The sequence below is a fragment of the Nonomuraea sp. NPDC004702 genome, from assembly GCF_053601695.1.
In genome coordinates, this window is sequence record NZ_JBSGCE010000009.1 from 182,450 (window position 1) to 206,119 (window position 23,670).

A 23,670-nucleotide genomic window follows, 5' to 3' on the forward strand; every position below is an offset into this window, starting at 1 on the left:
GTCGATGTCACCAACGACCGCGGTAACGGGGTCCGGATCTATCAGTGGGAGTGTCAGGCCAACAACAACAACCAGAGGTTCGTGATCGACGCGGGTCAGATCAAGATCAAGGACACTCTGGTCTGAGCCGGCGGGTCGGTGGCGGGGGCTGGTCCGCGGTGAGCGGATCGGCCCCCGCCATCCTTGTGCCGGACGCCGGACGCCGGACTGGTGACGGGGGGCAGAGGTCAGGTGGTGAAGTCCCGGACGAGGGTGACGAAGTCGTCGGGGCGTTCGACGCCGGAGACGTGGCCGGTGTCGAGTTCGAGGTAGGAGCTGCCCGGGATGGCGGCGTGGAGCTCGCGGGAGTTCTCCACCGGGATCAGGCCGTCGCGGGCGGCGCCGACGACCAGCGTGGGGGCCGTGATGCCGGGCAGCAGGTGGCGGAGGTCGACGCGGCGGCCGAGGTCGATCTGGCGCAGGCGGTTGGGGTGCGGCCGGAAGTACGTCGCCCGGCTCTCCAAGGCCTCGGGGTCGAGGGAGTTGAGGTAGCGGCGGCTGAAGGCGGTCAGCATGGAGAAACGGGCGAAGGCGTCCGGGTTGCCGGCCAGGCCGAGCCAGGTCTGCAGGGCGGTGCGCAGGTAGGCGTCCTCGGTGTGGGCCCAGCCGGAGACCGGGATCAGGCGGCGGACGAGTTCGGGGCGGGTGGCGGCGAGCGACAGGGCGACCACCGCGCCCAAAGAGAACCCGAGCAGGTTCACGGGGGCCTTGCCGGAGTCCTCGATGACGGCCGCGAGCTGCTCGGTCAGGCCCTCGACGGTCAGGGGGGCGCCGTCGTCCTCGACGAGGTCGCTGCCGCCGAGGTCGGGCAGGATCACGGTGTTGCGGTCGGCGAAGCGCTCGGCGACGTCGTCCCAGGTCGACGAGCCCGGGCCGGTGCCGTGCAGGAGCACCAGGCCGGGGCCGTCGCCGACGGTGCGGTAGGCGACGCGGGTCCCGGAGACGGTCAGGTGTCGGGTCATGGGCGCCACCGTGCCAGCCGGCGTCGCGGATGAGGAGCGGACCGCATTCCCTAGGACAGGCAGTCCTGGACTGCGATATTTCGCGGTATTGCAGGATGGGCTCATGGATCGTGCGGAGCTTGCTGACTTCCTTCGCCGCTCGCGGGAGCGGCTGCTGCCCGGCGAGGTGGGGCTGCCGTCGGGGCCGCGTCGCCGTACGCCGGGGCTGAGGCGGGAGGAGGTGGCGCAGCTCGCGGGCATGTCGGCGGACTACCTGATGCGGTTGGAGCAGGCGCGCAGCCCGCAGCCGTCCACCCAGCTGTTGGGCGCGCTGGCGCGGGCGCTGCGGCTGACGAGCGACGAACGCGACCACCTCTACCTGCTGGCCGGGCACCGGCCGCCGGCCGGGCCGCGGGCGGGCGAGCACGTCAAGCCGAGCCTGCTCTACCTGCTCGACCGCCTCGTCGGCACGCCCGCGCAGGTGCTCAGCGACCTGGGTGACGTGCTGGCGCAGAACGCCATGGCCGAGTCCCTGTTCGGGTGCAGCTGCACGGTCGAGGAGCCCGATCGCAACATCGTGTGGCGCTGGTTCACCGACCCGTTCAGGCGCGAGGCCTACCCGGAGGAGGAGCAGGCCGAGCGCTCCCGCGTGCACGTGGCCGACCTGCGCGCGGCGGTGGTCCGCCGGGGCAACGACGAGCCGGCCCGCGCCCTGGTCGAGCGCCTGCGCCGGGCCAGCCCGGAGTTCGTCTCGTTGTGGGAACGGCACGAGGTCGCGGTACGCCGCGGCAGCCGCATGCGGGTCCGGCATCCGGCCATCGGCGTGATGGAGTTCGACTACGAGGTGCTGCTTGCCCCGGCCGAGGACCAGCGGCTGCTGATCTTCACGCCGCCGCCCGGGTCGAAGACGTTCGAGGCGCTGGAGCTGTTGCGGGTGGTGGGGCCGGAGACCGTGCACCGGAGCCACCGGTAGCCGTACGGGAGACGCCGCGTCAGCGGGCGCGTCAGGACGGCGACGGTCCCGTGTCAGCGCGGCCGGGGATGGTTGAACCATCACCGGTTCGGGGAATCGGCCCGAAGGCTCTGAAAGGCGTACGAAGCATGACGAACGACAGCGTTTCCGTGGACAACGTGGCCGAGCGCCCGGAGCTGCAGAAGATCCTCCAGGAGATCGTGGACGCCGGTTTCGTCGGCGTGCAGATGCGGGTGAACGACGAGCGGGGCGAGTGGGTCGGCACCGCCGGGGTGCGCGAGCTGGGCGGCCTCGCCGAGCCGCCGGCGGACGGGCGGTTCCGGGTCGGCAGCGTCACCAAGACCTTCACCGCGGCCCTGGTCCTGAGCCTGGTGGCCGACGGCGTGCTCGGCCTGGACGATGTCGTGGACGACCACCTGCCCGAGTTCGGGCTGGACCGGCGGATCACCGTGCGGATGTTGCTCCAGCACACCAGCGGCGTGTTCAACTTCACCGGCGAGTACTACGAGGACGGCACCGTCGTGCCGGGGATCGTCTGGTCGGGCAAGGAGTGGGTGGAGAACCGCTTCAGGACCTACCAGCCGCAGGAGCTGGTACGGCTCGCGCTGTCCAAGCCCGCCCGCTTCGAGCCGGGGGCGGACTGGAGCTACTCCAACACCAACTACGTCCTGGCCAGGCTGCTGATCGAGAAGGTCACCGGCCGCCCTCTGGCCGAGGAGATGCGGCTGCGCGTCCTGGACCCGCTCGGGCTGCCGGACACCGTCGTGCCGGACACCGACACGGAGATCGCCGGCCCGCACGCCCACGCCTACTACCGCTACGAGGAGGACGGCCAGGACAAGACGGTCGACGTCACCCGTCAGAACCCCTCCTGGATCTCCACCGGCGGCGACATGATCTCGACCACCCGCGACCTGCACACGTTCATCTCCGGGCTGATGGGCGGCCGGCTCCTGCCGTCCTCGCTGCTGGACGAGATGCGCGCCGCGCATCCCAAGGTCGGCTACGGCCTGGGGGTGTTCGTGCAGGACGCGGACCCCGACACCGGCACCCTCATCACCCACAACGGCGGCATCTCGGGCTCGGCCGCGCTGATGTACAGCACGCCCGACGGCCGCAGGACCCTGACCGCCTCGGTGACCTACGTGGACGACGCCGCGATGTCCCAGGCGGCGGCGTTCCAGGAGGTCGTGCAGCGGCTGGTCAAGGAGGTCTTCGGCCAGGCGGCTTCCTAGGGGCCGGTCCGGACGGCGGGCCGCCGCGCCGGGGGTCCGCCGCCTTGACAGGGGCCCTTGCGCGCCAGGGGGAAATCGTCTAACTCTTAGGAAGGTTTCCTTTTTAATGGAAGGCGCGCAGAGTGGCCGCTACCCCCCGATCCGGCGCCCTGAAGCTCGTCCTGGCGGCCCTGTGCCTCCTGCTGGCCACCGCCTGCGGCGCGGCCGGAGCCCAGGCCCCTCCGGTGAACGCCCAGGACGTGATGTTCGTGCAGATGATGGTGCAGCACCACCGTCAGGGCATAGAGATCGCCAAGCTCGGCAGTCAACGGGCCACCGACGACCAGCTCCGGATCCTGGTGGCCGCCGTGGCCAGCACGCAGCAGGACGAGGTCGAGATGATGCTGCGCTGGCTGTACGCCTGGGAGCAGCCGCTCACCGCCGCCTCCGGCGCCCACGACCACCACGGCGGCATGCCGGAGACCGACCGCAAGCAGATCAGGGCGCTGAAGAAGTCGAAGTCCTTCGAGCACGACCTGATGACCCTGCTGATCGCGCACCAGGGCGACGCGATCAAAATGGCGGACACCGAGGTCGCCTCCGGCGCGGACCCGGAGGTCAAGGAGTGGGCGGGGCAGGTGCAGGCGTCCCGCAAGGCGCAGATCGACCTGATGAAGGACCTGCTCAAGCGCTGATCGGGGAAGATCCCCGGTCGGCGTAGACGTGCGTCGGATTAAGTGATTAGATCACTTGATATGTCCGAGGTTGCGCGGCCGACGCTTTCCGACGCTCTGACCGAGCGCATGCTGGAGCTCATCCGTAGTGGAGGGCACCGGCCGGGCGACAGGCTGCCCTCCACCAGGGAGCTCTCCCAGCGTTTCGCCGTCACCACCCCGACGCTGCGCGAAGCGCTGCGCAGGCTGGAGGCCACCGGAGCCATCGAGCTGCGGCACGGCTCGGGCATCTACGTCGGCGCCGACATCGAGCGGCTCGTGCTGCCCAACCCCAACATGCGCGAGATGCACGCCGCCCAGCTCCTCGAACTGCTCGGCGCGCGGATCGTGATCGAGCCGCCGCTGGCCGCCATGGCCGCCGAGCACGCCGAGGGCGCGGAGCTGGCCGCGCTCAAGCGGGTGCTCGACCAGGCCGGCCGGCACCTGCGCGGCGAGGACGCCGAGCTGCACGAGGCCAACATGTCCTTCCACCGGGCGACCGCGCGGATGGCGGGCAACAGCGTGCTGCACGAGGTCGTCGACTCGCTGCTCACCGTTCACGGGCCGGAGCAGCGGGAGATCCTGCAGATCTTCGACGACCGGCGCCGCGACTACGAGGAGCACCTGGCCATCCTGGAGGCCATCGAAGCGCGTGACGCCGCCGAGGCGCAGGCGCGCATGCGGGCCCATCTGGTCGACGTCCGGACCGTCGTCGAACAGAGGTTGCCACCCAGATAGAGCAAGTCCCCCCGAAAGAGCAAGGAGGCCGGCCATGTTCCGGTCACGTGTGGCCACGCTCGGCGTGGCGGCGCTGGTCCTGACCGCCTGCGGCGGCAACAGCGCCGAGGCGCCGAAGAAGAAGACCGAACTGACGCTCTACAACGACAAGGGCGCCTGGACGAAATACTTCGACGAGATGGGCGCGCTGTCCAAGCAGCAGATCGGCCTGGGCATGAAGCCGACGGGATACACCGACTCCGCGCAGTACCAGGCCTTCATCAAGGCGTCGTTCCGCACGGACGTGAAGCCCGACCTGTTCACCTGGCAGACCGGGGGGATGCTGGCGGAGATCGTCAAGCAGAAGCAGGTGGCCGACACGACGGCCGTCTGGCAGGAGGCGATCAAGGCGGGCGACCTGTCGCAGGACCTCGCCCCGTACTACACCATCGGCGGCAAGCAGTACTGCGTGCCGATGAACGTCGCCTACTGGGGCATGTTCTACAACAAGAAGATCTTCGACAAGTACGGCCTGAAGCCCCCGCAGACGTGGGACGAGCTGGTCCAGGCCGCCGAGACCCTGAAGAAGAACGGCGTCAAGGCCTTCTACCACACCAGCGTGCTGTTCTCCTTCGTCTGGTTCGAGCAGCTCCTGGCCGGCTCCGACCCCGACCTGTACGACCGGCTGTCCACGGGCCAGGCCAAGTACACCGACCCGGGTGTGGTGCAGGTGATGGAGAAGTGGAAGTCGCTCATCGACGCCGGATATTTCATGAACCCGGGTGACAAGACCGACCCCGGGGACGTCATGAAGACCGGCAAGGCGGCGATGGTCTCCTTCGGCACCTGGTTCAGCACCAGCATGACGCAGCGCGACCTGAAGTCCGGTACCGACTACGGATTCTTCGTCATCCCCAACGTGAACCCCGCGCTGCCGAAGACCTCGATGATCTTCGAGAGCGGGCCGCTGTGCTCGCTCGCCAAGGGCGCCGACCCCGACTCCAGCTTGAAGTACCTCAAGTGGTGGACCACCGCCGACGCCCAGAAGAAGTGGGCCACCACCAGGGGCGACGTGAGCGCCAACCCGAAGGTCGAGATCGCCGACGAAGCGCTCGGCGCGGTCACCAAGGACGCGGGCGGCGGCAAGTACCGCCTGGTCAACCGCTACTTCGAAGCCACGCCGCCGCCGGTGCTGACCGCCGCTCTCGACGGCTTCGGCAAGTTCGTCACCGAGCCCGGCACGTACAAGGAAGTGCTGGACACCATCCAGAAGGCCGCCGACGAGTACTGGGCCACGCATCAGTGATGAGCGCCCGGACCCCGATGCTGGGCCGGTTCAGGCACGGTTACGTGGCGCCCGCGGCCGTGCTGGTCGCGGGGCTGCTCTACGCGCCGTTCCTGTGGACGGCCTACCTGAGCCTCACCCGCTACGACGGCCTGGAGCCCCCGGCGTGGGTCGGCGTGCACAACTTCGTCAAGCTGCTGGACGACCCCGCGCTGCTCACCTCGACCCGCAACACGCTCATCTGGGTGGCCGGCACGATGGTGCTGCCGGTCGGGCTCGGCCTGCTGGTCGCGGTGCTGTCCTACGACATCAAGGGCGGCGCCTGGTACCGGGTGCCGTTCATGTTGCCGTACGCGCTGAGCGGCGCGGGCCTGGCCATGGTGTGGAGCCCGGTGTTGTCCCACGACGGGATCGCCAACCGGCTGCTCGGCGTGGACACCGCGTTCCTGCAGGTCGCGCCGGACAACACGCTGGCCATGCTGCTGGTGTGGACCTGGCAGCAGCTCGGCGTGAACACGCTGCTGTTCGTCGTGGGCCTGCAGTCCATCCCCAAGGAGCCCATCGAGGCCGCCCGCCTGGACGGCGCCTCCGGCTGGCGGCTGTTCCGGCACGTGATCTGGCCGCTGATGCGCCCGCTGACCGCGGTCGTGGTCGGGCTGGCCCTGGTGGCGAGCCTGAAGACGTTCGACATCGTGTGGGTGCTGACACAGGGCGGCCCGGGACGCAGCTCCGAGACGCTGGCGGTGACCATGTACCGCGACACGTTCGTGGCCAGTGACTACGGCTACGGCTCGGCGGTCGCGGTGCTGCTCACCGTGGTCACCGGGCTGGCCTCCTACCTCTACCTGAGGAGGCAGGTGCGATGATCCGGCGCATCGTGCTCATCGTGTTCGGGCTGATCTGGCTCGGCCCGACCTACCTGCTCGTCGTCAACGCCTCCAGGCCGGCGGCCTCGTACGACCCGGGCAGCGCGTGGGTGCCGTCCGGCGACTTCGCGCTGCTGGACAACTTCGGCCGCGCCCTGGACAGCGCCGACCTGACCGGCAGCCTGGCCAGCACCGCGCTCTACGCGGTCGTCTCGCCGCTGCTCGGCGTGGTGATCGGGGCGCTGGCCGGCTACACGATCGTGGTGCTGCGGCTGCGCCACGGGTTCTGGTGGTTCCTGCTGATCTTCGGCGGCACCGTGTTCCCGTCCCAGATGCTGCTCGTGCCGCTGTTCGTCGGCTACAGCGACGCCGGCCTGTACGACAGCAGGCTCGGCATGATCCTGATCTACACCGCCATCAACGTGCCGCTGGCCGCGTTCGTGCTGCGCAACTTCTACACGGGGGTCGCGTTCTCGATCTTCGAGGCGGCCCGCATGGACGGCGCGTCCACGTGGCGCATCTTCTGGCGCATCTACCTGCCGATCTCGCTCAGCGCGCTGACGGCGGTGTTCATCCTGGAGTTCACCTTCATCTGGAACGACCTCATCTTCGGCCTGACGCTGACCCAGACCGAGAGCGTACGACCGGTCATGACCGCCCTGGCCGGGCTGATGACCGACGTCTACGCCGGCACCCCGGTCCCCGTCGGCCTGGCGGCGGGCCTGGTGGTCTCGCTGCCGACGGTCGTGCTGTTCCTGGCAACCCAGCGCCTCTTCGCACGGGGCCTGTCCCTAGGGAGTGTTTAGATGACGAGCCGGTTGCTGCAGCGGAGCCTGGGTAGCCCCGACTACGACGGGATCAGGCAGGCGCTGCGCAACGACACCTCGACCCCGGTGATCAGCGCGCGCGGGCTGGAGGTGCGGGTCGCGGTGCTGCCGCTGTTCACGCACGACGGCCGCCAGGCGGTCAGGGTGTCGAGCACGCAACCCCTGACCCACGTGCTGGTGGGCGTCGACAGCGCCTCCGGCACGGACGTGACGCTGCTGGTGCCCGAGGTGGACGCGCCGCGCACGCTCACCCTGGAGTGCCGCGACGACGCCGGCGTGGTCGGCAGCGCGCAGGTCACGGTCACCCCGCAGCGCAGGTGGAGCGTGTTCGTCGTGCACCACTCGCACCTGGACATCGGCTACACCGACCCCCAGGGCACGGTGCTCCGCCACCACCTCGACTACCTCGACGCGGCCGTGCGGCTGGCCGAGGAGACCGCCTCCTGGCCGGACGACGCCAAGTTCCGCTGGACGGTCGAGTCGTCGATGCCCGCGCTCAAATGGCTCGACGCCCGGCCGGCCGGGCAGGTCGAGTCGTTCGCCGCGCTGGCCAGGGCGGGCGTGATCGAGGTGACCGCGCTGCCGTTCCAGCTGCACACCGAGGCGTGCTCGACCGAGGAGCTCTACCGCCAGCTCCGCTTCACCGCCCAGCTCCAGGACCGGTACGGCTTCGCCACCAGGTCCGCCATGCACACCGACGTGCCGGGCGCGGTCGTCGGCCTGGTGGACGCGCTCAACGCCTCAGGCGTGCGTTATCTGGCCGCGGCGCACAACTGGGCCGGGCGGTCGGTGCCGTACCTGCACGGCGGCGACAAGCTGACCAGGCCGTTCCGGTGGCGGGCGCCGAGCGGGAACGAGCTGCTCGTGTGGTTCACCGACACGCCGCACGGGATGGCGTACATGGAGGGCAACACGGTCGGGCTGACCGACTCCTACGAGCTGGCCGACGACCTGCTGCCGCGCTACCTGTCGGCGCTGGCCACGCGGGGCTACCCGTACGGGCCGGGGACGTTCGGGTGGCAGGGGCCGGACGCGCCGCGCGAGCCGTACGAGCTGGACGTGCTGCACCTGCGGGTGCAGGGCGCGCACGCCGACAACGCCGGGCCGTCGATAGTGCCCGCCTCCATCGCCCGCCGGTGGAACGAGACGTGGGCCTGGCCGCGCCTGCGCTCGGCGGTCAACAGCGACTTCTTCGAGCACGTCGAGGAGCGCTACCACGACCGCCTGGCCGTGCACGAGGGCGACTGGACCGACTGGTGGGCCGACGGGCTCGGCTCGGGCGCCCGCCCGCTCGGCTACGTGCGCCGGGCCCAGTCGGCCCTGCGCGTCGCCGAGACCCTGCACACGATCGCCGGCACGGACGCCACGGACGAGATCGACGCGGCCTACGACAAGGTCGCCCTGTTCAACGAGCACACCTGGGGCGCGGCCAACCCGTGGGAGGACGCCGAGGAGGCGGGCGACTCCGGCGGCCTGCAGTGGACCCGCAAGTCGTCGGGCGCCTACCAGGCCCAGGACGACGCCTCCGACCTGCTGCACGCCGCCACCCGCCGCTTCGCCGCCGCCCTCTCCTCCCCGGCCCCGGAGAGCGCGGGCGCGGAAGGCGCTGTCCTGGCCGCCTTCGCCGTGTTCAACCCCGGCACCAGGGCGCGCACCGACGTGGTGCGCGCGTTCCTGCCGCGCGACGTGGTGGCCGTGGACGTGCCGATCACGCTGGTCGACGCCCGTACCGGCGAGACCGTGCCGCACCACGAGGAGTACGTCGACCCCGACGACTGGCCGACCCGCCCGATCGGCCGGCACGTGCACGCGGTCGTGCCGGACGTCCCCGGCTTCGGCTACGCGCGGCTGGACGTCGTCCGCGGGCCGGGCCAGGCCCCCGAGCCGGTCGAGCCGGACCTGGACGGCGTGATCGAGAACGAGTTCTACCGGGTCGCCTACGACGTCCGCGAGGGCCACATCAGCTCGATCTTCGACAAGTCCGCCGGCCGCGAGCTGGTCAACGGCGACGCCGCCGCCGGCTTCGGCCAGTACGTCTACGACCGCTACGCCACCGCCCCGCACTTCAACCACCTGTCGGGCCACGTCGGGGCGCACGACAGGACGCTCCTCGGCGACCGGGCCGTGGCCCGCAACGCGACGATCGTCAGGGCCCTGCGCACGGCGGTCGGCGAGAAGCTGGTCGTCGAGCTCCACGGCAAGGGCGTCGACTGGCTGCGCACCACGATCGAGCTGCACCGGGGCGTCCCCAGGCTCGATCTGACCTACCAGCTCGCCAAGCAGGGCACCCCGGCCAAGGAGGCGGTGTTCCTGGCGTTCCCGTTCGCGACCGGCCCGGCCACGGCCTGGGAGCTGACCGGCGGGGTCGGCGGCCCCGGCGTGCCGCGCGTGCCCGGTTCGGCCGAGTACATGTTGCCGATCAGGCACTGGATCGCCTTCGAGGACCCCGAGCTGACCGTCGCCTGGGCCACCCTGGAAGCGCCGCTGGTGCAGCTCGGCACCATCCACATGCCGTACGCGCCGTTCCCGCCCACGCTCGACCAGGAGGACGGCACGGTCTACTCCTGGGCGCTCAACAACATCTGGGACACCAATTTCCCGGCCCAGCAGCAGGGCGAGACCACCTTCCGGTACGCCGTCACCTCGGCGGCCGGCGTCAAGGGCAGCAGGCTGGGGGCGGCGGCGGCCTCGGGGCTGACCGAGCCGTTCGTCGGCGCGCTGATCACCGGCGGTCCCGGGGCCACCGAGACCTACGCCTCGGTGGACCACCCCGACGTGCTGATCACCTCGATCGGCCGGGTGGACGGCGAGCAGGTGGTCCGGTTGCAATCGCTGGCCGCCGAGCCGGTGACGGCGACGGTCACGGTCCCTGGACGGGATCCGGTCGAGGTCCGGCTGCCCGCCTGCGGGGTCGCCCTCGTCGGAGGGAAGCGCGCGTGAAGATCGTTGACATCCGGGCCACGACGGTCGCCGTCCCGCTGGAGGCGCCGCTGCGGCACAGCAACGGCGCCCACTGGGGCCGGTTCGTGCGCACGATCGTCGAGGTCGAGGCCGACAACGGGCTGGTCGGCCTGGGGGAGATGGGCGGCGGTGGGGAGAGCGCGGAGTCGGCCTTCCGGGCGCTCGTCCCGTACCTGAAGGGGCACAACCCGTTCGAGCTGGAGGCGCTGCGCTTCAAGATCGCCAATCCGACCGCCTCGCTCTACAACAACCGCACCCAGCTCCTGGCCGCCGTCGAGTTCGCCTGCCTCGACCTCGTGGGGCAGCATCTCGGCGTGCCCGTCCACGACCTGCTGGGCGGGCGGCTGCGGGACACGGTCCCGTTCGCCTCCTACCTGTTCTTCCGGTACGCCGCCGACGGCCATCCGGAGATCCGCACCCCCGGCCAGCTCGTCGAGCACGCCGCTCGGCTCAAGCAGGCGCACGGGTTCACCGTGCACAAGCTCAAGGGCGGCGTCTTCCCGCCGGACTACGAGCTGGAGTGCTACCGGGCCCTGGCCGAGGCGTTCCCGGACGACCGGCTCAGGTACGACCCCAACGCCGTCCTGTCGGTGGCCGAGGGGCTGCGGTTCGGCCGGGCCATCGAGGGGCTGAACAACGACTACCTGGAGGACCCCGTCTGGGGGATGGAGGGTCTCAGGGCCGTCCGGGAGCAGGTCAGGGTGCCCCTCGCCACCAACACGGTGGTCGTCAACTTCGAGCAGCTCGCCTCCAACGTGCTGCGCAGGTCCGCCGACGTGGTGCTGCTGGACACGACGTTCTGGGGCGGGGTCCGGCCGTGCGTGAAGGCGGCGGGGGTGTGCGACACGTTCCAGGTCGGGGTGGCCGTGCATTCCTCGGGCGAGCTCGGCATCCAGCTCGCGACCATGCTGCACCTCGGCGCGGTGCTGCCGAACCTCACCTACGCCGCCGACGCCCACTACCACCAGCTGCGCGACGACGTGATCGAGGGCGGCAGGCTGCCGTACGCGGACGGCGCCATCGCGGTGCCCTCCGGGCCGGGGCTCGGGGTGCGTCTCGACCCCGATCGCGTGGCCCGCTACGCCGAGTTCTACCGGGAGACCGGCGGCTATCCCTACGACCGCGACCCGGGGCGTCCCGGCTGGTACGCCACCGTCCCGAACGAGCGCTTCGCCGACCCCGCGATCTCGGTGGACGTTGCCCCATAATTGGCCGCTATGTCCGACGAAGTACAGACAAAGAAGCCCGCCGACCACCTCGTCACCACCCGGCACACCCTGCCGACCGGTCAGGCGTACACCGCCACCACCGGAACCATGGTGGTGCGCGAGGAGGTGTTCACGGACGGCACGTTCGACGGCCACCGCCCGAAGGCCGAGGTGTTCCTCACCTCCTACACCCTCGACGACGCCGACCCGCTGACCAGGCCGGTCACGTTCGCCTTCAACGGCGGGCCGGGGTCGTCGAGCGTGTGGCTGCACCTCGGCATCCTCGGCCCGCGCCGGGTCGTGATGGGGGACGCGGGCGCGCTCCTGCCGCCGCCGTACGCGCTGGCCGACAACGACGAGACGCTGCTCAAGGTGAGCGACCTGGTCGTCATCGACCCGATGTCCACCGGCTACTCGCGGGCGGCCGAGGGGGAGAAGGCCGAGCCGTACCACGGGTTCAGCGGCGACCTGGAGCTGGTCGGCGAGGTGATCCGGCTGTGGACGACCAGGAACGCGCGGTGGATGTCGCCGAAGTTCCTGGCCGGCGAGTCGTACGGCACGGTCAGGGCGGCCGGGCTGGCCGACCACCTGCAGTCGCGGTACGGCATGTACCTCAACGGCGTGATGCTGATCTCCTCGGTGCTCGACTACGCGACCGGGGAGTTCAACGAGGGCAACGACCTGGCCTACGCCCTCTATCTCCCGACCTATGCCGCCATCGCGCACTATCACGGGCTGCACGGCGACCGCCCGCTGGCCGACGTGCTGCGCGAGGCCGAGGAGTACGCCGCCCGCGACTACCCCTGGGCCCTGGCCCGCGGCAACCGCCTCACCCCGGACGAGCGCGCCGCCGCCGTCTCCAAGGTCGCCGCGCTGTCCGGCCTGTCCGAGGACTACGTCGACCGCGTCAACCTGCGCATCGAGCACATCCGCTTCTTCACCGAACTGCTGCGCGACCGCCGGCTGACCGTCGGCAGGCTCGACGGCCGCTTCACCGGCTGGGACCCCGACGGCGGGCGCGAGCACTTCGCCGCCGACCCCAGCTCGAACGCCATCATGGGCCCCTACAGCGCCGCGCTCAACCACTACGTGCGGACCGAGCTGGACTACGCCAACGACCTGCCCTACGAGGTGCTCACCGAGCGGGTGTACCCGTGGTCGTTCAAGGAGTTCGAGGGCGCGCACGTCAGCGTGACCGCCCGGCTCGGCGCCGCCATGCGCACCAACCCGCACCTGCGCGTGCACGTGGCCTGCGGCTACCACGACGGCGCCACGCCGTACTACGCGGCCGAGCACGCCTTCGCCCACCTGCCCGTGCCCGCCGAGCTGGCCGCCAACGTCGAGTTCAAGTACTACGAGGCCGGCCACATGATGTACGCGCACGAGCCCAGCAGGCTGCGCCAGTCAGCCGACCTGGCGGCCTTCGTGCTCGGACAGCAGGCGTGAGGCGCGCTCCAGCCGCTGCCGCAGGCTGGCCGCGAGCGCGTCGAAGCGTTCCCGGTTGTCCCGGATGACCGCGCGCTGAAGCTCGGCGTCGGCCGAGAACCAGGCGGCGACCAGGCCCGAGGCCCACTTGCAGGTCGTGTCGGCGACGGCCGTCAGCTTCTCCTCCTCGCTCACGTCCGGCTTCTCCAGGTTCCAGCGGGAGTCGGCGATGGCCGACTCCGGGTCGGGGTAGGGGTGTCCCGCCTGGGTCATGCACGACTGCCAGCGCCTGGTCGCCGCGGCCACGCCGCCGTGCTTGGCGGCCTGTTCCAGGGTGAGCGAGTCCTGCAGGCCCAGCCAGGGCCAGTCCGCCTGGCGGGTGCCGCCCTCCAGCTCGGCGGAGGCGCGGTCGAGGCAGCCGCGGTCGGCGGCGGTGCCGTACAGGCGGTGGCGGGTGTGCTTGGGCAGCTTGTTGACCCAGGAGCCGGTGGTGTCCGGGGACGGGGGCCTGGCCAGGTGGTAGCCGTACCGCTGGGCGGCCGAGGTGTCCACGACGCCGTAGCGGCGGGAGTTGCCCGGGTCGATCGCCGCCAGCTCGGCGGCGTCCTCCGCGGGTGGGGTGACGGTGAGGCCGCGGCGGCTCATGCACCGCGCGACCAGGTGGTTGTGGGCATTGCCCAGGACGGCCCGCTGCTCGGGAGTCGGCTTGTAGGCGTCGAACGGCAACACGAGCTGCGACACCGAGGTCACGCCCGCCGGGGGCCGCTCGCGTACGGGCTCGCCGGCGGCGCAGGCCGCGACGGACAGCAGCAGCGCGCCCGCGAGGAGGCCGCGACAGCCGGTTTCCGGCGGCCAAGCCCGGAAACCGGCACTCCCGTTATTTCTCAGCGGCACCAGATGTCGATCGAGCTGGTGCGGTTGTTGCCGATGGCGTTGTTCGACAGGTAACCGTCGTTGGAGTTGTGGGTGAAGGTGCTGTGCGCACCGGTGTAGTCGGCGTGCTGCCAGAGGGTGGCGCTGCAGCCGACCCGGTTCCTGACGGAGCTGGTCTCGTTGTCCATGCTGTGCCAGGTGTTGCTGAAGTCCCAGTTCAGCCAGTTGTTGTCGGCCAGGTCGGAGTCGTCGGCCGTGAAGTCGCGCCAGTGGTCGCTCTGGCCCCGGTTGTAGTCGAAACCGGCGTACAGGCAGACGCGGCCGCCGTAGCACGTCGAGCGTGGGCTGGCCTCAGCCGCGGCAGCCGGGACGACCACGGTGAACAGCGCGGCCGCGGCGATGAAGCCGGCGGCCTTCTTGGTGAGCCTCACAGGTCTCTCCTAGATCGGTGAGTCGTTTCGGAACCCGTACCAAGCGTGCTGTGAGGGGGCTCGGGACCCACCCTCGAATACACGCAGAGACCTTGGTTACCAGGCTCACCACCTGGCACTTCGCCGGATTGACGCAACGATTGCCAGGTTCGGGAGGCGACTGGGGACTTACTCGACCTAGTCGGGGAGCGCCGCCGGGTTCCGGGCCAGCAGGCCGCCGTCCACGCGGTGCTCGGCCCCGGTGATGAACGACGAACGCGGCCCCGCCAGGAACGCCACCAGCTCGGCCACCTCTTCCGCGCGGCCCACGCGGCCCAGCGGATGGGCCTTCCCCCACTGCTCGACCTGCTCCTCCTGCGACAGGTCGCCCCGCCACAGGTCGGCCGCCCAGCGCAGCATGGGGGTGTCCACCGAGCCGGGGCAGACCACGTTGACCCGGATGCCGTCGGCCGCGTGGTCGAGCGCCATGGCCCTGGTCAGGCCGTTCAGGGCGGCTTTGCTCGCGGTGTAGGCGGCCACCTGCGCCTGCGACGAGAACGCCTGCACCGACGACATGACCACGATCGAGCCGCCGCCGCGTTCCCTGAGCCTCGGCACGGCGGCCTTGCAGGTGAGGTAGACGCCCTTGAGATTGACGTCCATGACCTCGTCCCACACCTCCTCCGGGGTGTCCTCGACCGTGCCGTACCGCTGGACGCCGGCGCAGGTGACGACGACGTCGAGGCCGCCGTACCTGGTCACGGCCAGGTCCACGAGGTCGCGCATGTCGCCGGCCCGGCGCACGTCGGCGACGACGCCGGTGACGTGCTCGCTGTCGAGCGCCGCGTCCTCGTCCACGCCGCAGAAGACCACGTTCGCGCCGCCGTCGGCCAGCCGGTCGACCACCGCCCGCCCGATGCCCATCGATCCGCCGGTGACCAGCGCCACCTTGCCGGAGAACTCACTCACGCCAGCACCTCCACGCGCCATCTCGACACCTTGGTCTCCTGCGGTCCGAGCGACAGGGCGCTGCCGTTGGCCACGGCGGCGGCCAGGCCGTCGGTCGGCATGCCGGCGAACGGTTCGAGCCCCAGCGTGCAGGCCCGTCCCCACCAGGGGTAGCCGGTGGACGCGCCGAGCTCCTGCCACATCCACAGGTAGGGGAGGAGCGCCGCATCCCACTCCACCCGGATACCGATATCCCCTGAAATTTCGTACCAACCCTCCGGGAAACCCGTGAGGTACACGATGTCGCTCGGCCCGCCCCGCTCGGGCACCACGCTCAGGTCCGTCTCCCCGCCCCCGTCGGCGGGCACCACCGGCCACCGCCACGGCCCGCCGGCCCGCACCCGGCGCCCGGCCGGGCCGATCGGCGTCGCGTGCGGGATCACCCGCACGCCTTCGGGCAGCCGGATCCGCGCGCCGGCCCGCAGGAACGGCGCCCCGAAGACGATGTGCTGGCCCCACATCGCGTGCAGCGCGAGGTCCGCCTCGTTGGTCGCCCGCCCCTCGACCTCCAGCGCGGCCGTGCCCGCCCGGAGCCGGAACACCTTCTCCACCCGGTACGGCAGCCGCCGGGTCCGCACGGCGAGCCGCACCGCGACCTCCTCCGCGCGGTCGGCCACCACCTCGCACGACCACGGCAGCCCGGCGACCTCGCCGTGCTGGGCCAGGCGCGCGCCCCGGTACTCGCTCGGCGCGCCGCCGTTGGGGAAGACCTCCTGCCAGCCGCCCTCGTAGTGGTCGACGAACTGGGCGACGTCGTCGGCCGCGCCGTGACGGTGGTCGCGCGGGTCGCGCAGGCCCTGCGGGGAGAGCCAGACGAAGTCGGTGTCGGTGGGCTTGTGCAGGAACTCCACCACGTCGCCGCCCTTGTCCGGCAGGACGGTCACGCGCAGCCGTTCGTTCTCCAGCGTGACCGCCCGCAGCCCGTCGAGGGTGAAATGCCGCAGGCGCGCCGCCCAGTTGCGCCTCACCCGAACGTCACGTCCAGGAACCTGGGCCGGTAGATCGACACGTCCCGGTAGTGGTCGGTGTTGACGAAGCTGTTGACGTTGTAGGAGACCACCAGGCCGTTCCCGGCGACGTCGGGGTGGGCGTGGGCGTTGTAGGTGAAGACGTTCCCGCTGGTCTCGGGGGTGGTGTAGACGTGCTGCTTGCCGGTGAAGGGGCCGGTGGGCGAGCAGGAGGAGTAGGCCACGATGTTGGGGCTGAGCACCTCGGTGGTGTCATGCGTGATCAGGACATATCCGGATCCGACCCGGGTGACGCTGTACTCGTTCGCCACCCCGCCCATGATGCGGGCCGAGTCGGTCTCGTCCGGTGACCACGAGCCGTCGGCCGTGCGGAACTCCCACGTGCCGAGCAGGCTCTGGCCCCTGACCCGGGCGAGGTGCATGTACTTGGCCGAGCCGAGGTCCTCGACGCCGTACACGTAGGTGTAGCCGCCGTCCTTCAGCAGGCCGGAGGCCCAGGAGACGCCGTGGCCCGAGGGCAGGTCGTGCACGCTGACCGGCTGGTCGAGCCGGCCGGGCGCGAACCTCGCCACCACGTTGCGGTGCCAGCGCCAGTCCCACGCGCCGGGGCCGAACCGCTCGTACTCCTGGTAGGTGACCTCGACCAGGCCGCCGGCCAGCGTGGCGTCCCCGGCCCAGAACCAGTGCTTGTCGTCGCGCGGCGGCATCACGGCTTCGGGCTTCGCGGCCGTGCCGTCGTGGACCGTGGACAGCCGCCCGTCCCGCTCGACGGCGAAGGAGTTGTTCAGGAAGACGGTGCTGCCGCCCTCCTCGACGACGGGCGGCCGGGAGCCGTCGGCGTCGACCTGGCCGAGGAAGGTGTCGGAGAACACCCACAGCTCACGGCCGTTCGGCAGCCGGAGCGAGTAGGTGCCGTCGGCTCCCGTCCAGTCGTCCAGGCGGCTGTTGTCGTTGCCGTACGAGGTGAACAGGCTGGTCAGCCGGGCGTCCACGGACGCGCCGCGCACGGTGGGCGCGCACGCCGAGACCGGCCCGGACGGTTCCCGCGGCACGCCGGCCGACGGCGGCACCGGCTTGGGCGGCGCGGCCCACGCCTGCTGCGGGACGGCGACCAGGCCGAGCAGGGCGACGGCGAGGGGGACGAGGGAGGAGCGGAATCGCGTCATCACCGGTTCCTAGGGGCTGGGGGAGTCCCGTACAGTTCTAGTCATTAGATCACTTGCTGTCCAGGGCCCCCTGATCACCGGCCGAAAACCGGGTGCCGGTGGTCGCGGGCGGCCGGTAGCCTGCCCGGATGGGCCACGTTGAAGTAGGACATCTGACGTACGTGCTGCCCGACGGCAGGCCCCTGCTCAACGACGTCTCCTTCCGGATCGGCGACGGTGTCAAGGCGGCGCTCGTCGGGCCCAACGGCGCGGGCAAGACCACCCTCATGCGCCTGGTCGCGGGCGACCTGGAGCCCGTCGAGGGCAGCGTCACCAGCTCCGGCGGGCTGGGCGTGATGCGCCAGTTCATCGGCAACGTGCGCGACGGGAGCAACGTGCGCGACCTGCTGCTCGGCGTCGCCCCGCCGGCCGTGCGGCAGGCGGCCGAGCGGCTCGACGCGGCCGAGCTGGTGATGATGGAGCGCGACGACGAGAAGGCGCAGATGCGCTACGCGCAGGCCATCAGCGACTACACCGACGCCGGCGGCTACGAGATCGAGGTGCTCTGGGACACCTGCACGGTCTCGGCCCTCGGCGTCCCGTTCGACCGGGTGAAGTACCGCGACGTGGCCACCCTGTCCGGCGGCGAGCAGAAGCGGCTCGTCCTGGAGGCGCTGCTGCGCGGCCCCGACCAGACCCTGCTGCTCGACGAGCCCGACAACTACCTCGACGTGCCCGGCAAGGAGTGGCTGGAGCAGCAGCTGCGCGAGACGCCCAAGACCGTGCTGCTGGTCAGCCACGACCGCCAGCTCCTCGCCAACGCCGCCGACCGCATCGTCACGGTCGAGTCGGGCAACATCTGGATCCACGGCGGCGGCTTCGCCGGTTACGCCGAGGCCCGCAAGGCCCGCAACGAGCGGCTCGACGAGCTGCGCAGGCGCTGGGACGAAGAGCACGCCAAGCTCAAGGCCCTGGTCAACATGCTGAAGAACAAGGCCAGGTACAACGACGGCATGGCCGCCCCGTACCACGCGGCCCAGACCCGGCTGCGCAGGTTCGTCGAGGCGGGCCCGCCCGAGCAGGCGCCCGCCGACCAGAACATCAAGATGCGCCTGCGCGGCGGCCGCACCGGCAAGCGCGCGGTCATCTGCGAGGGCCTTGAGCTGACCGGCCTGATGCGCCCGTTCGACCTGGAGATCTGGTACGGCGAGCGGGTCGCCGTCCTCGGCTCCAACGGCTCGGGCAAGTCCCACTTCCTGCGCCTGGTGGCCGGCGAGCCCGTCGCGCACACCGGCGTGGCCAGGCTCGGCGCCCGGGTCGTCCCGGGGCACTTCGCCCAGACCCACTCCCGTCCCGACCTGCTCGGCCGCACCCCGGTCGAGATCGTGATGAACGAGCACGCCAAGCTCAAGAACGAGGCCATGAAGGCGCTGGCCCGCTACGAGCTGGCCGGGCTGATCGCCGAGCAGCGGTTCGACACGCTGTCCGGAGGCCAGCAGGCGCGGCTGCAGATCCTGCTGCTGGAGCTGTCGGGCGCCACGCTGCTCCTGCTCGACGAGCCGACCGACAACCTCGACCTGGCCAGCGCCGAGGCGCTCCAGGTGGGCCTCGACGCGTTCGACGGCACGGTCATGGCGGTCACCCACGACCGCTGGTTCGCCGCCGACTTCGACCGTTTCCTGGTCTTCGGCTCCGACGGCACGGTCTACGAGTCGTCCGAGCCGGTGTGGGACGAGACGAGGGTCGTCCGGAGGCGTTAAAGAGTTGGTACGCCCGGCGCGTGTCATCTGCCAGCCGTGCCCATGCACGGGTTATCACGGCAAAGTGATCCCGCGTAGCCGAACCGTCAGCCTCCTCGCACTCGGGGCGATCTGCCTCGCCGGTTGTTCAAGTGAGGACCAGCCCGCCCAATCGCTCAAGCCGCTCGTTCTCAAGGAGCAGGTCTCGAACATCGCCAAGTCCACCGACGGTTACGCCGTCAACTGGGCGGGCGTGCTCAGCAACGCCAACCCGTGGCACTTCGGTGAGCATGTGGTGGCCACCATCGTGGGCCGCGACGCCGCCGGCACCGAGGTGGTGCGCATGGACCAGCCGCTCGACGCCGTGCCGCCGGGCGGCTCCCTGGCCTTCACCGGCCAGGCGTCCGCCGCCGAGAAGCCGGTGAAGGTGACCATCCAGTACCGTCCGGCGCAGTGGCGGTCCGCCGCGCGCATCCCGTCGTCGTTCCAGTCGTTCCCGATCACGCGCGTCCAGACAATGCGCCAAAAAGACGGCTCTTACCTTATTACCGGCTATGTCGGGAATCCGTATCAATTGCCGGCGAGCAGCCTGGTGGTGAACGCGTTGCTGCGCGACGCGGCCGGCAAACTGCTCGGCGGCGGCAGCACGTTCGTGGACGACGTGAAGGCCGGCAGCCCGCCCAGGTTCATCCTCACCGTGGCCGGACTGCCCAAGGACAGCAAGGTCGCCAAGACCGACGTCACCGCCCGGACCTGGGGCTCGACCGGCCGTCCCTACGAGGACCTGGCGATGGGCGGCGCGCTCCCGGTGCACACGGTCAAGCCCACCTCCGAGCCGTTCGCGGTGGACCGGGGGAGCGAGGCCATGGGACAGGTAAAGCAATAATCGGCATTAGTCCGAACAAATTGCTTGGGAAATTGGCGGGGTCGCGGTAGAAGCGGCGGAACCGGTAGAACTACTAGTTACCGATCCATTACCTTCGGTCACATGAATGACCGCGTCCTGGTGGAGGCACTCCGCACCCGCGACCCGGGAGCCCTCGCCGCGCTCTACGACACGCACGCGGAGAACGTCTACCGCTACTGCTGGTCCCTCCTGCTCGACACCGACAGCGCCCAGGTGGCCCTGCGTGACACGCTGATCGCCGCCGAGGCGCACGCGGGCGCGCTGTCCCAGCCGGACAGGTTCCGGGTCTGGCTGCTCGCCCTGGCCCGGCAGGAGTGCCTGCGCCGCCGGATGGCCGCGCCGCCCGGCGCCGACGAGGTCCTGGCCGAGGCTCCGCCGCTGGACGACCCCGCCGACGCCGACCTGCGGCTCATGGCCTGGAACGCGGTCGTGAGCCTGCCCGTCGCCGACCGCGAGGTGCTGGAGCTGGCGACCAGGCACGCGCTGGACACCGCCGAGCTGTCCCAGGTGCTCGCGATCCCGCCGCGCCAGGTCGAGCAGGCCAGGGAGCAGGCGCGCGATCGTCTCACCGACGCCGTCACCGCCGAGATCCTGGCGCGCAAGGGCCCCTACGACTGCCCGCGCCGGGCGCGGATCCTGGCCGGCTTCACCGGCGACCTCACCAGGGAGATGCGCGAGCACCTGGTCGGGCACGTCGCCCGCTGCGAGGTCTGCGCCCCCCACCGCGCCCGCCAGGCCTCGGCCGCCAAGGTCTTCGGCCTGCTGCCCGCCGCCGCGCTGCCCGAGGCCCTGCGCATCAGGGTCATGAGCTGCTTCGCCGACCCCGAGCTGCTGCCCTACCGCCGCTACGTCGCCCGGCGCACGGCCTCCCTGGACGCCGCCGGATTTCCCGTTCCCACGCAGACGGCGGCTCGAAGGTGGCCTCAGGCGGTGGCGGGCGCGCTGGCGGCGGTCGCGACCGTGGTGGCGATAGCAGTGATCTTCAACCAGTTCGGCAAGGACAACGGCGGTCTCGCCGGGGTGGCGACGGCCGCGTTCCCCGCCACCGGCGAGCCGCCCGGCATCAGACTGCCCTGGCAACCCGACCCGCAGGACGCCCAGTTGACCGTAGCGCCCATCCTCGACAGCGCCGCGCCCGAGCCGTTCGGCATGCTCGGCTCGACGACGCCGGTGCCGCCGGCCGTGCTCGTGCCCACGTACGCGAGCTCGCCGCCCGCCGAATCCGCGCCCGGCGAGCCGCGGCCGACGCCCGACGGCCCGCCGCAGACCGACCCGCCCGGCGAGGACCCCGGCGAGCCGACGTACGGCCAGCCCGGTCTGCCCGGCCGTACCGGCCACCCGGGTCATCCGCCGCACGGCGAGCCGGGCCGTCCGCCGCACGGCGAACCCGGCACGCGCCCGCCCACCCGGACCCCGCCGGTGCCGACCCCCACCCCCGCCCCGACGCCCACCGAGACGCCCGCGCCCACCACCACGCCCTCGGAGACGGCGACGCCCGCCCCCACGCACACCCCCACCGAGGAGCCCGTCACCCCCGTCGAGAGCGGCTGAGCACCCCGTGGAGCTTCTGGAGACGCACCAGGACCGGCTCGCCGGGCGCTTCGTGGAGGCGTTCGAGGTGCGTCAGGATGCGCATCTGGGGCGCCGGGTCTGCCCGTCGCCCGTTCCGGGGCGGGTGGCCGAGCTGGTGCCGAGGGGACACCGCGTCGACTGGCCGACCTGGCTCGACCGCGGCCCCCGCATGCTGCGCCATGTGCTCGACCTGTGCCGCCTGCGCACCGCGCGCGGCCTGGCGGTGCTGTCCTGGCTGGCCGGCGGCCCGCAGCCGGACGAGCTCGACTGGCTGTGGGACGCCCGCCGCCTGACCGGCCCCCGCCAGGACCGCATGTACGGCGCCGCCGCCGACGTCCCCGAGCCCGTGCTCGGGCTGGTGACGGCCAACTGGACCTGGGTGCTCGACACCTGCCACGGCGGCCGCGTCACCGCCCCCTACCTGGCCGGCACCGCCTACCCGGGCGACGGTCACGCCGCCGCCGACGCCACGATGACCCTCTTCCAGACCTACGACCGCCATCCGGAGGCCAGACCGGCCATCGCGGCGGCATGGGCCGCGGCCCGCGTGACCGCCGACTGGTGCAAGGCCGCCGAGCTGCACGCCGCGTACGGCGTCCGGACCCCCGTCTTCACCTACCCGCGGGCCGCCCGGCCGGTGGTCACCGGAATCCGTCCGTGGATAGAACGGCTCTTCCGCCTGCGGTGATGACGTTACGCGCATGAAAGCGCTGGGAACTGTGTGCATAGAGTAACCATCTGTTTCCGGGGGGACCTATGCGCGCATTTCGGGCTGGGCTCCTGGCGTGCGTCCTGCTGGCCACCCTGTGTCCGCTCACTCCGGGCTCGCCGGTGCTGGCCGACCCCATGCCGTCGGCCAAGGACGTGAAGAAGGCGCGCGCGGCCGCCCGCGAGCGCTCGAAGGAGCTGGGGGTGGCCAGCGCCGGGCTGGCCGTGGCCCAGTCCAGGCTCGACGAGCTGGCCGCGGCCGTGGAACGGCAGGTGGAGGCGTACAACGGCGAGCTGGTCCGGCTCCGGCAGGCCGAGCAGTCGTACGCGCAGGCCCAGGCGCGTCAGGCGGCGGCCGACGCCGAGGCCGAGCGCGCCCGGCAGGCCGTCGCGCTGCTCGCCGCGCAGAGCTACGGCGGGATGACGGCGCTGGACCCGATCGTCGGCATGCTCATCGACGAGGGCGGCGTCGACGGCTTCCTGCACCGGGCGAGCGTGCTCGGCCAGCTCGGCGACGAGCGGGCCCAGATCCTGCGCAGGATGCGCGACGCCCAGGAGGTCGCCGCCATCCTGCGGACGCAGGCGCAGAACGCCTACGACGCCCGGCAGGCCGCCTCGGAGCGCGCCCGGCGGGCGAAGCTGGCCGCGGAGGCGGCCGTCGCCCGGCAGCGCCGCGAGACGCGCACCCTCCGGGTGGAGCGGCGTCAGCTCCAGCACCGGGTGAACGCCGCCCGCAGCCACGCCGAGCTGCTGGCCAGACGGCGGGCCCTGGCCCTGTCGGCGGCCGGCCTGTCGGCGGGATCGGCGGGCGGCAACCTGGCCGCCAACTGGGCGCTGACCCAGCTCGGCAAGCCGTACGTGTGGGCCGCCGCGGGCCCCGACACCTACGACTGCTCCGGCCTGGTCATGCGCGCCTGGGAGCAGGTGGGCGTGCGCCTGGACCACTGGACCGGAACCCAGTGGACGTCCGGCCCGCACGTGCCGCTGGACCAGCTCCGCCGCGGCGACCTGCTGTTCTTCGGCCGCATCACCGAGGACCCCGGCACGATCCACCACGTGGGCATCTACGTCGGCCAGGGCCAGATGGTGCACGCGCCCCAGACCGGCGACGTGGTACGGGTCGCCCCGATCTGGAGAGGGGACCTGGTGGGCGCCACCAGGCCCCGGTGAG

At 71.5% G+C, this 23,670-nt stretch carries 21 protein-coding genes; 15 read left to right on the top strand and 6 right to left on the bottom strand.

What is annotated here, in order from left to right; genetic code table 11:
* Window positions 1-227 precede the first annotated feature (227 nt).
* Window positions 228-1,001, bottom strand: coding sequence for an alpha/beta fold hydrolase (locus ACWEJ6_RS14825; protein WP_452424023.1), 774 nt, complete (start codon window positions 999-1,001; stop codon window positions 228-230).
* Between the two features lie 103 nt (window positions 1,002-1,104).
* On the opposite strand from ACWEJ6_RS14825, the gene ACWEJ6_RS14830 reads away from it, so the two are divergent.
* The 10 genes from ACWEJ6_RS14830 (at window position 1,105) to ACWEJ6_RS14875 (ending at window position 13,190) form a co-directional block, all read left to right on the top strand.
* On the top strand, window positions 1,105-1,953 hold the full coding sequence (locus ACWEJ6_RS14830) for a helix-turn-helix transcriptional regulator (RefSeq protein ID WP_452424025.1): 849 nt from the start codon (window positions 1,105-1,107) through the stop codon (window positions 1,951-1,953).
* A 128-nt stretch (window positions 1,954-2,081) separates the two neighbouring features.
* Window positions 2,082-3,188: a serine hydrolase domain-containing protein gene (locus ACWEJ6_RS14835; protein ID WP_452424027.1), complete on the top strand. Its 1,107-nt coding sequence runs from the start codon at window positions 2,082-2,084 to the stop codon at window positions 3,186-3,188.
* A gap of 122 nt (window positions 3,189-3,310) precedes the next feature.
* Window positions 3,311-3,862 (top strand): DUF305 domain-containing protein, encoded by a 552-nt coding sequence (locus tag ACWEJ6_RS14840; protein ID WP_452424029.1) that lies wholly within the window; start codon window positions 3,311-3,313, stop codon window positions 3,860-3,862.
* 60 nt (window positions 3,863-3,922) lie between these two features.
* Window positions 3,923-4,618 (top strand): FadR/GntR family transcriptional regulator, encoded by a 696-nt coding sequence (locus ACWEJ6_RS14845; protein WP_352318565.1) that lies wholly within the window; start codon window positions 3,923-3,925, stop codon window positions 4,616-4,618.
* Between the two features lie 34 nt (window positions 4,619-4,652).
* Complete coding sequence (locus ACWEJ6_RS14850; protein WP_387671552.1) at window positions 4,653-5,903, top strand: ABC transporter substrate-binding protein; 1,251 nt, start codon at window positions 4,653-4,655, stop codon at window positions 5,901-5,903.
* Entirely contained in the window at window positions 5,903-6,748 is an 846-nt protein-coding gene (locus tag ACWEJ6_RS14855; RefSeq protein WP_452424031.1) for a carbohydrate ABC transporter permease, read from the top strand. Before ACWEJ6_RS14850 ends, ACWEJ6_RS14855 begins: the two co-directional genes overlap by 1 nt.
* Complete coding sequence (locus tag ACWEJ6_RS14860; RefSeq protein WP_452424033.1) at window positions 6,745-7,554, top strand: carbohydrate ABC transporter permease; 810 nt, start codon at window positions 6,745-6,747, stop codon at window positions 7,552-7,554. Before ACWEJ6_RS14855 ends, ACWEJ6_RS14860 begins: the two co-directional genes overlap by 4 nt.
* Window positions 7,555-10,515 carry a glycoside hydrolase family 38 N-terminal domain-containing protein gene (locus tag ACWEJ6_RS14865; protein WP_452424035.1) on the top strand — a complete coding sequence of 987 codons (2,961 nt, stop codon included), beginning with the start codon at window positions 7,555-7,557 and terminating at the stop codon, window positions 10,513-10,515.
* On the top strand, window positions 10,512-11,744 hold the full coding sequence (locus ACWEJ6_RS14870; protein ID WP_397155400.1) for an enolase C-terminal domain-like protein: 1,233 nt from the start codon (window positions 10,512-10,514) through the stop codon (window positions 11,742-11,744). Before ACWEJ6_RS14865 ends, ACWEJ6_RS14870 begins: the two co-directional genes overlap by 4 nt.
* A gap of 9 nt (window positions 11,745-11,753) precedes the next feature.
* On the top strand, window positions 11,754-13,190 hold the full coding sequence (locus ACWEJ6_RS14875; RefSeq protein ID WP_452424037.1) for a S10 family peptidase: 1,437 nt from the start codon (window positions 11,754-11,756) through the stop codon (window positions 13,188-13,190).
* Here ACWEJ6_RS14875 and ACWEJ6_RS14880 read toward each other — a convergent pair.
* From ACWEJ6_RS14880 to ACWEJ6_RS14900, 5 genes are all read right to left on the bottom strand, one after another.
* Window positions 13,149-14,063, bottom strand: a complete 915-nt coding sequence (locus ACWEJ6_RS14880; RefSeq protein ID WP_357975420.1) for a hypothetical protein — start codon at window positions 14,061-14,063, stop codon at window positions 13,149-13,151. The genes ACWEJ6_RS14875 and ACWEJ6_RS14880 overlap by 42 nt on opposite strands.
* Window positions 14,054-14,473, bottom strand: a complete 420-nt coding sequence (locus ACWEJ6_RS14885) for a peptidase inhibitor family I36 protein (protein WP_358291533.1) — start codon at window positions 14,471-14,473, stop codon at window positions 14,054-14,056. Before ACWEJ6_RS14885 ends, ACWEJ6_RS14880 begins: the two co-directional genes overlap by 10 nt.
* Before the next feature lie 177 nt (window positions 14,474-14,650).
* Complete coding sequence (locus tag ACWEJ6_RS14890; RefSeq protein WP_387671544.1) at window positions 14,651-15,421, bottom strand: SDR family NAD(P)-dependent oxidoreductase; 771 nt, start codon at window positions 15,419-15,421, stop codon at window positions 14,651-14,653.
* Window positions 15,418-16,428: a DUF4432 family protein gene (locus tag ACWEJ6_RS14895; protein WP_452424040.1), complete on the bottom strand. Its 1,011-nt coding sequence runs from the start codon at window positions 16,426-16,428 to the stop codon at window positions 15,418-15,420. The genes ACWEJ6_RS14890 and ACWEJ6_RS14895 overlap by 4 nt, the downstream gene beginning before the upstream one ends.
* Entirely contained in the window at window positions 16,425-17,594 is a 1,170-nt protein-coding gene (locus ACWEJ6_RS14900; RefSeq protein WP_452424042.1) for a DUF4185 domain-containing protein, read from the bottom strand. The genes ACWEJ6_RS14895 and ACWEJ6_RS14900 overlap by 4 nt, the downstream gene beginning before the upstream one ends.
* 128 nt (window positions 17,595-17,722) lie before the next feature.
* Between ACWEJ6_RS14900 and ACWEJ6_RS14905 the strand changes: the two genes are divergently transcribed.
* From ACWEJ6_RS14905 to ACWEJ6_RS14925, 5 genes are all read left to right on the top strand, one after another.
* Window positions 17,723-19,333, top strand: a complete 1,611-nt coding sequence (locus ACWEJ6_RS14905) for an ABC-F family ATP-binding cassette domain-containing protein (protein WP_452424044.1) — start codon at window positions 17,723-17,725, stop codon at window positions 19,331-19,333.
* 64 nt (window positions 19,334-19,397) lie between these two features.
* Window positions 19,398-20,198, top strand: a complete 801-nt coding sequence (locus ACWEJ6_RS14910) for a hypothetical protein (protein ID WP_387671538.1) — start codon at window positions 19,398-19,400, stop codon at window positions 20,196-20,198.
* Between the two features lie 102 nt (window positions 20,199-20,300).
* On the top strand, window positions 20,301-21,770 hold the full coding sequence (locus ACWEJ6_RS14915) for a hypothetical protein (protein WP_452424046.1): 1,470 nt from the start codon (window positions 20,301-20,303) through the stop codon (window positions 21,768-21,770).
* A 7-nt stretch (window positions 21,771-21,777) separates the two neighbouring features.
* On the top strand, window positions 21,778-22,479 hold the full coding sequence (locus ACWEJ6_RS14920; RefSeq protein WP_452424048.1) for a hypothetical protein: 702 nt from the start codon (window positions 21,778-21,780) through the stop codon (window positions 22,477-22,479).
* Between the two features lie 68 nt (window positions 22,480-22,547).
* The gene (locus ACWEJ6_RS14925) at window positions 22,548-23,669 is read left to right on the top strand and encodes a C40 family peptidase (protein ID WP_452424050.1); all 1,122 of its coding nucleotides are present in this window, start codon (window positions 22,548-22,550) and stop codon (window positions 23,667-23,669) included.
* The last annotated feature ends 1 nt before the right edge of the window (window position 23,670 follow it).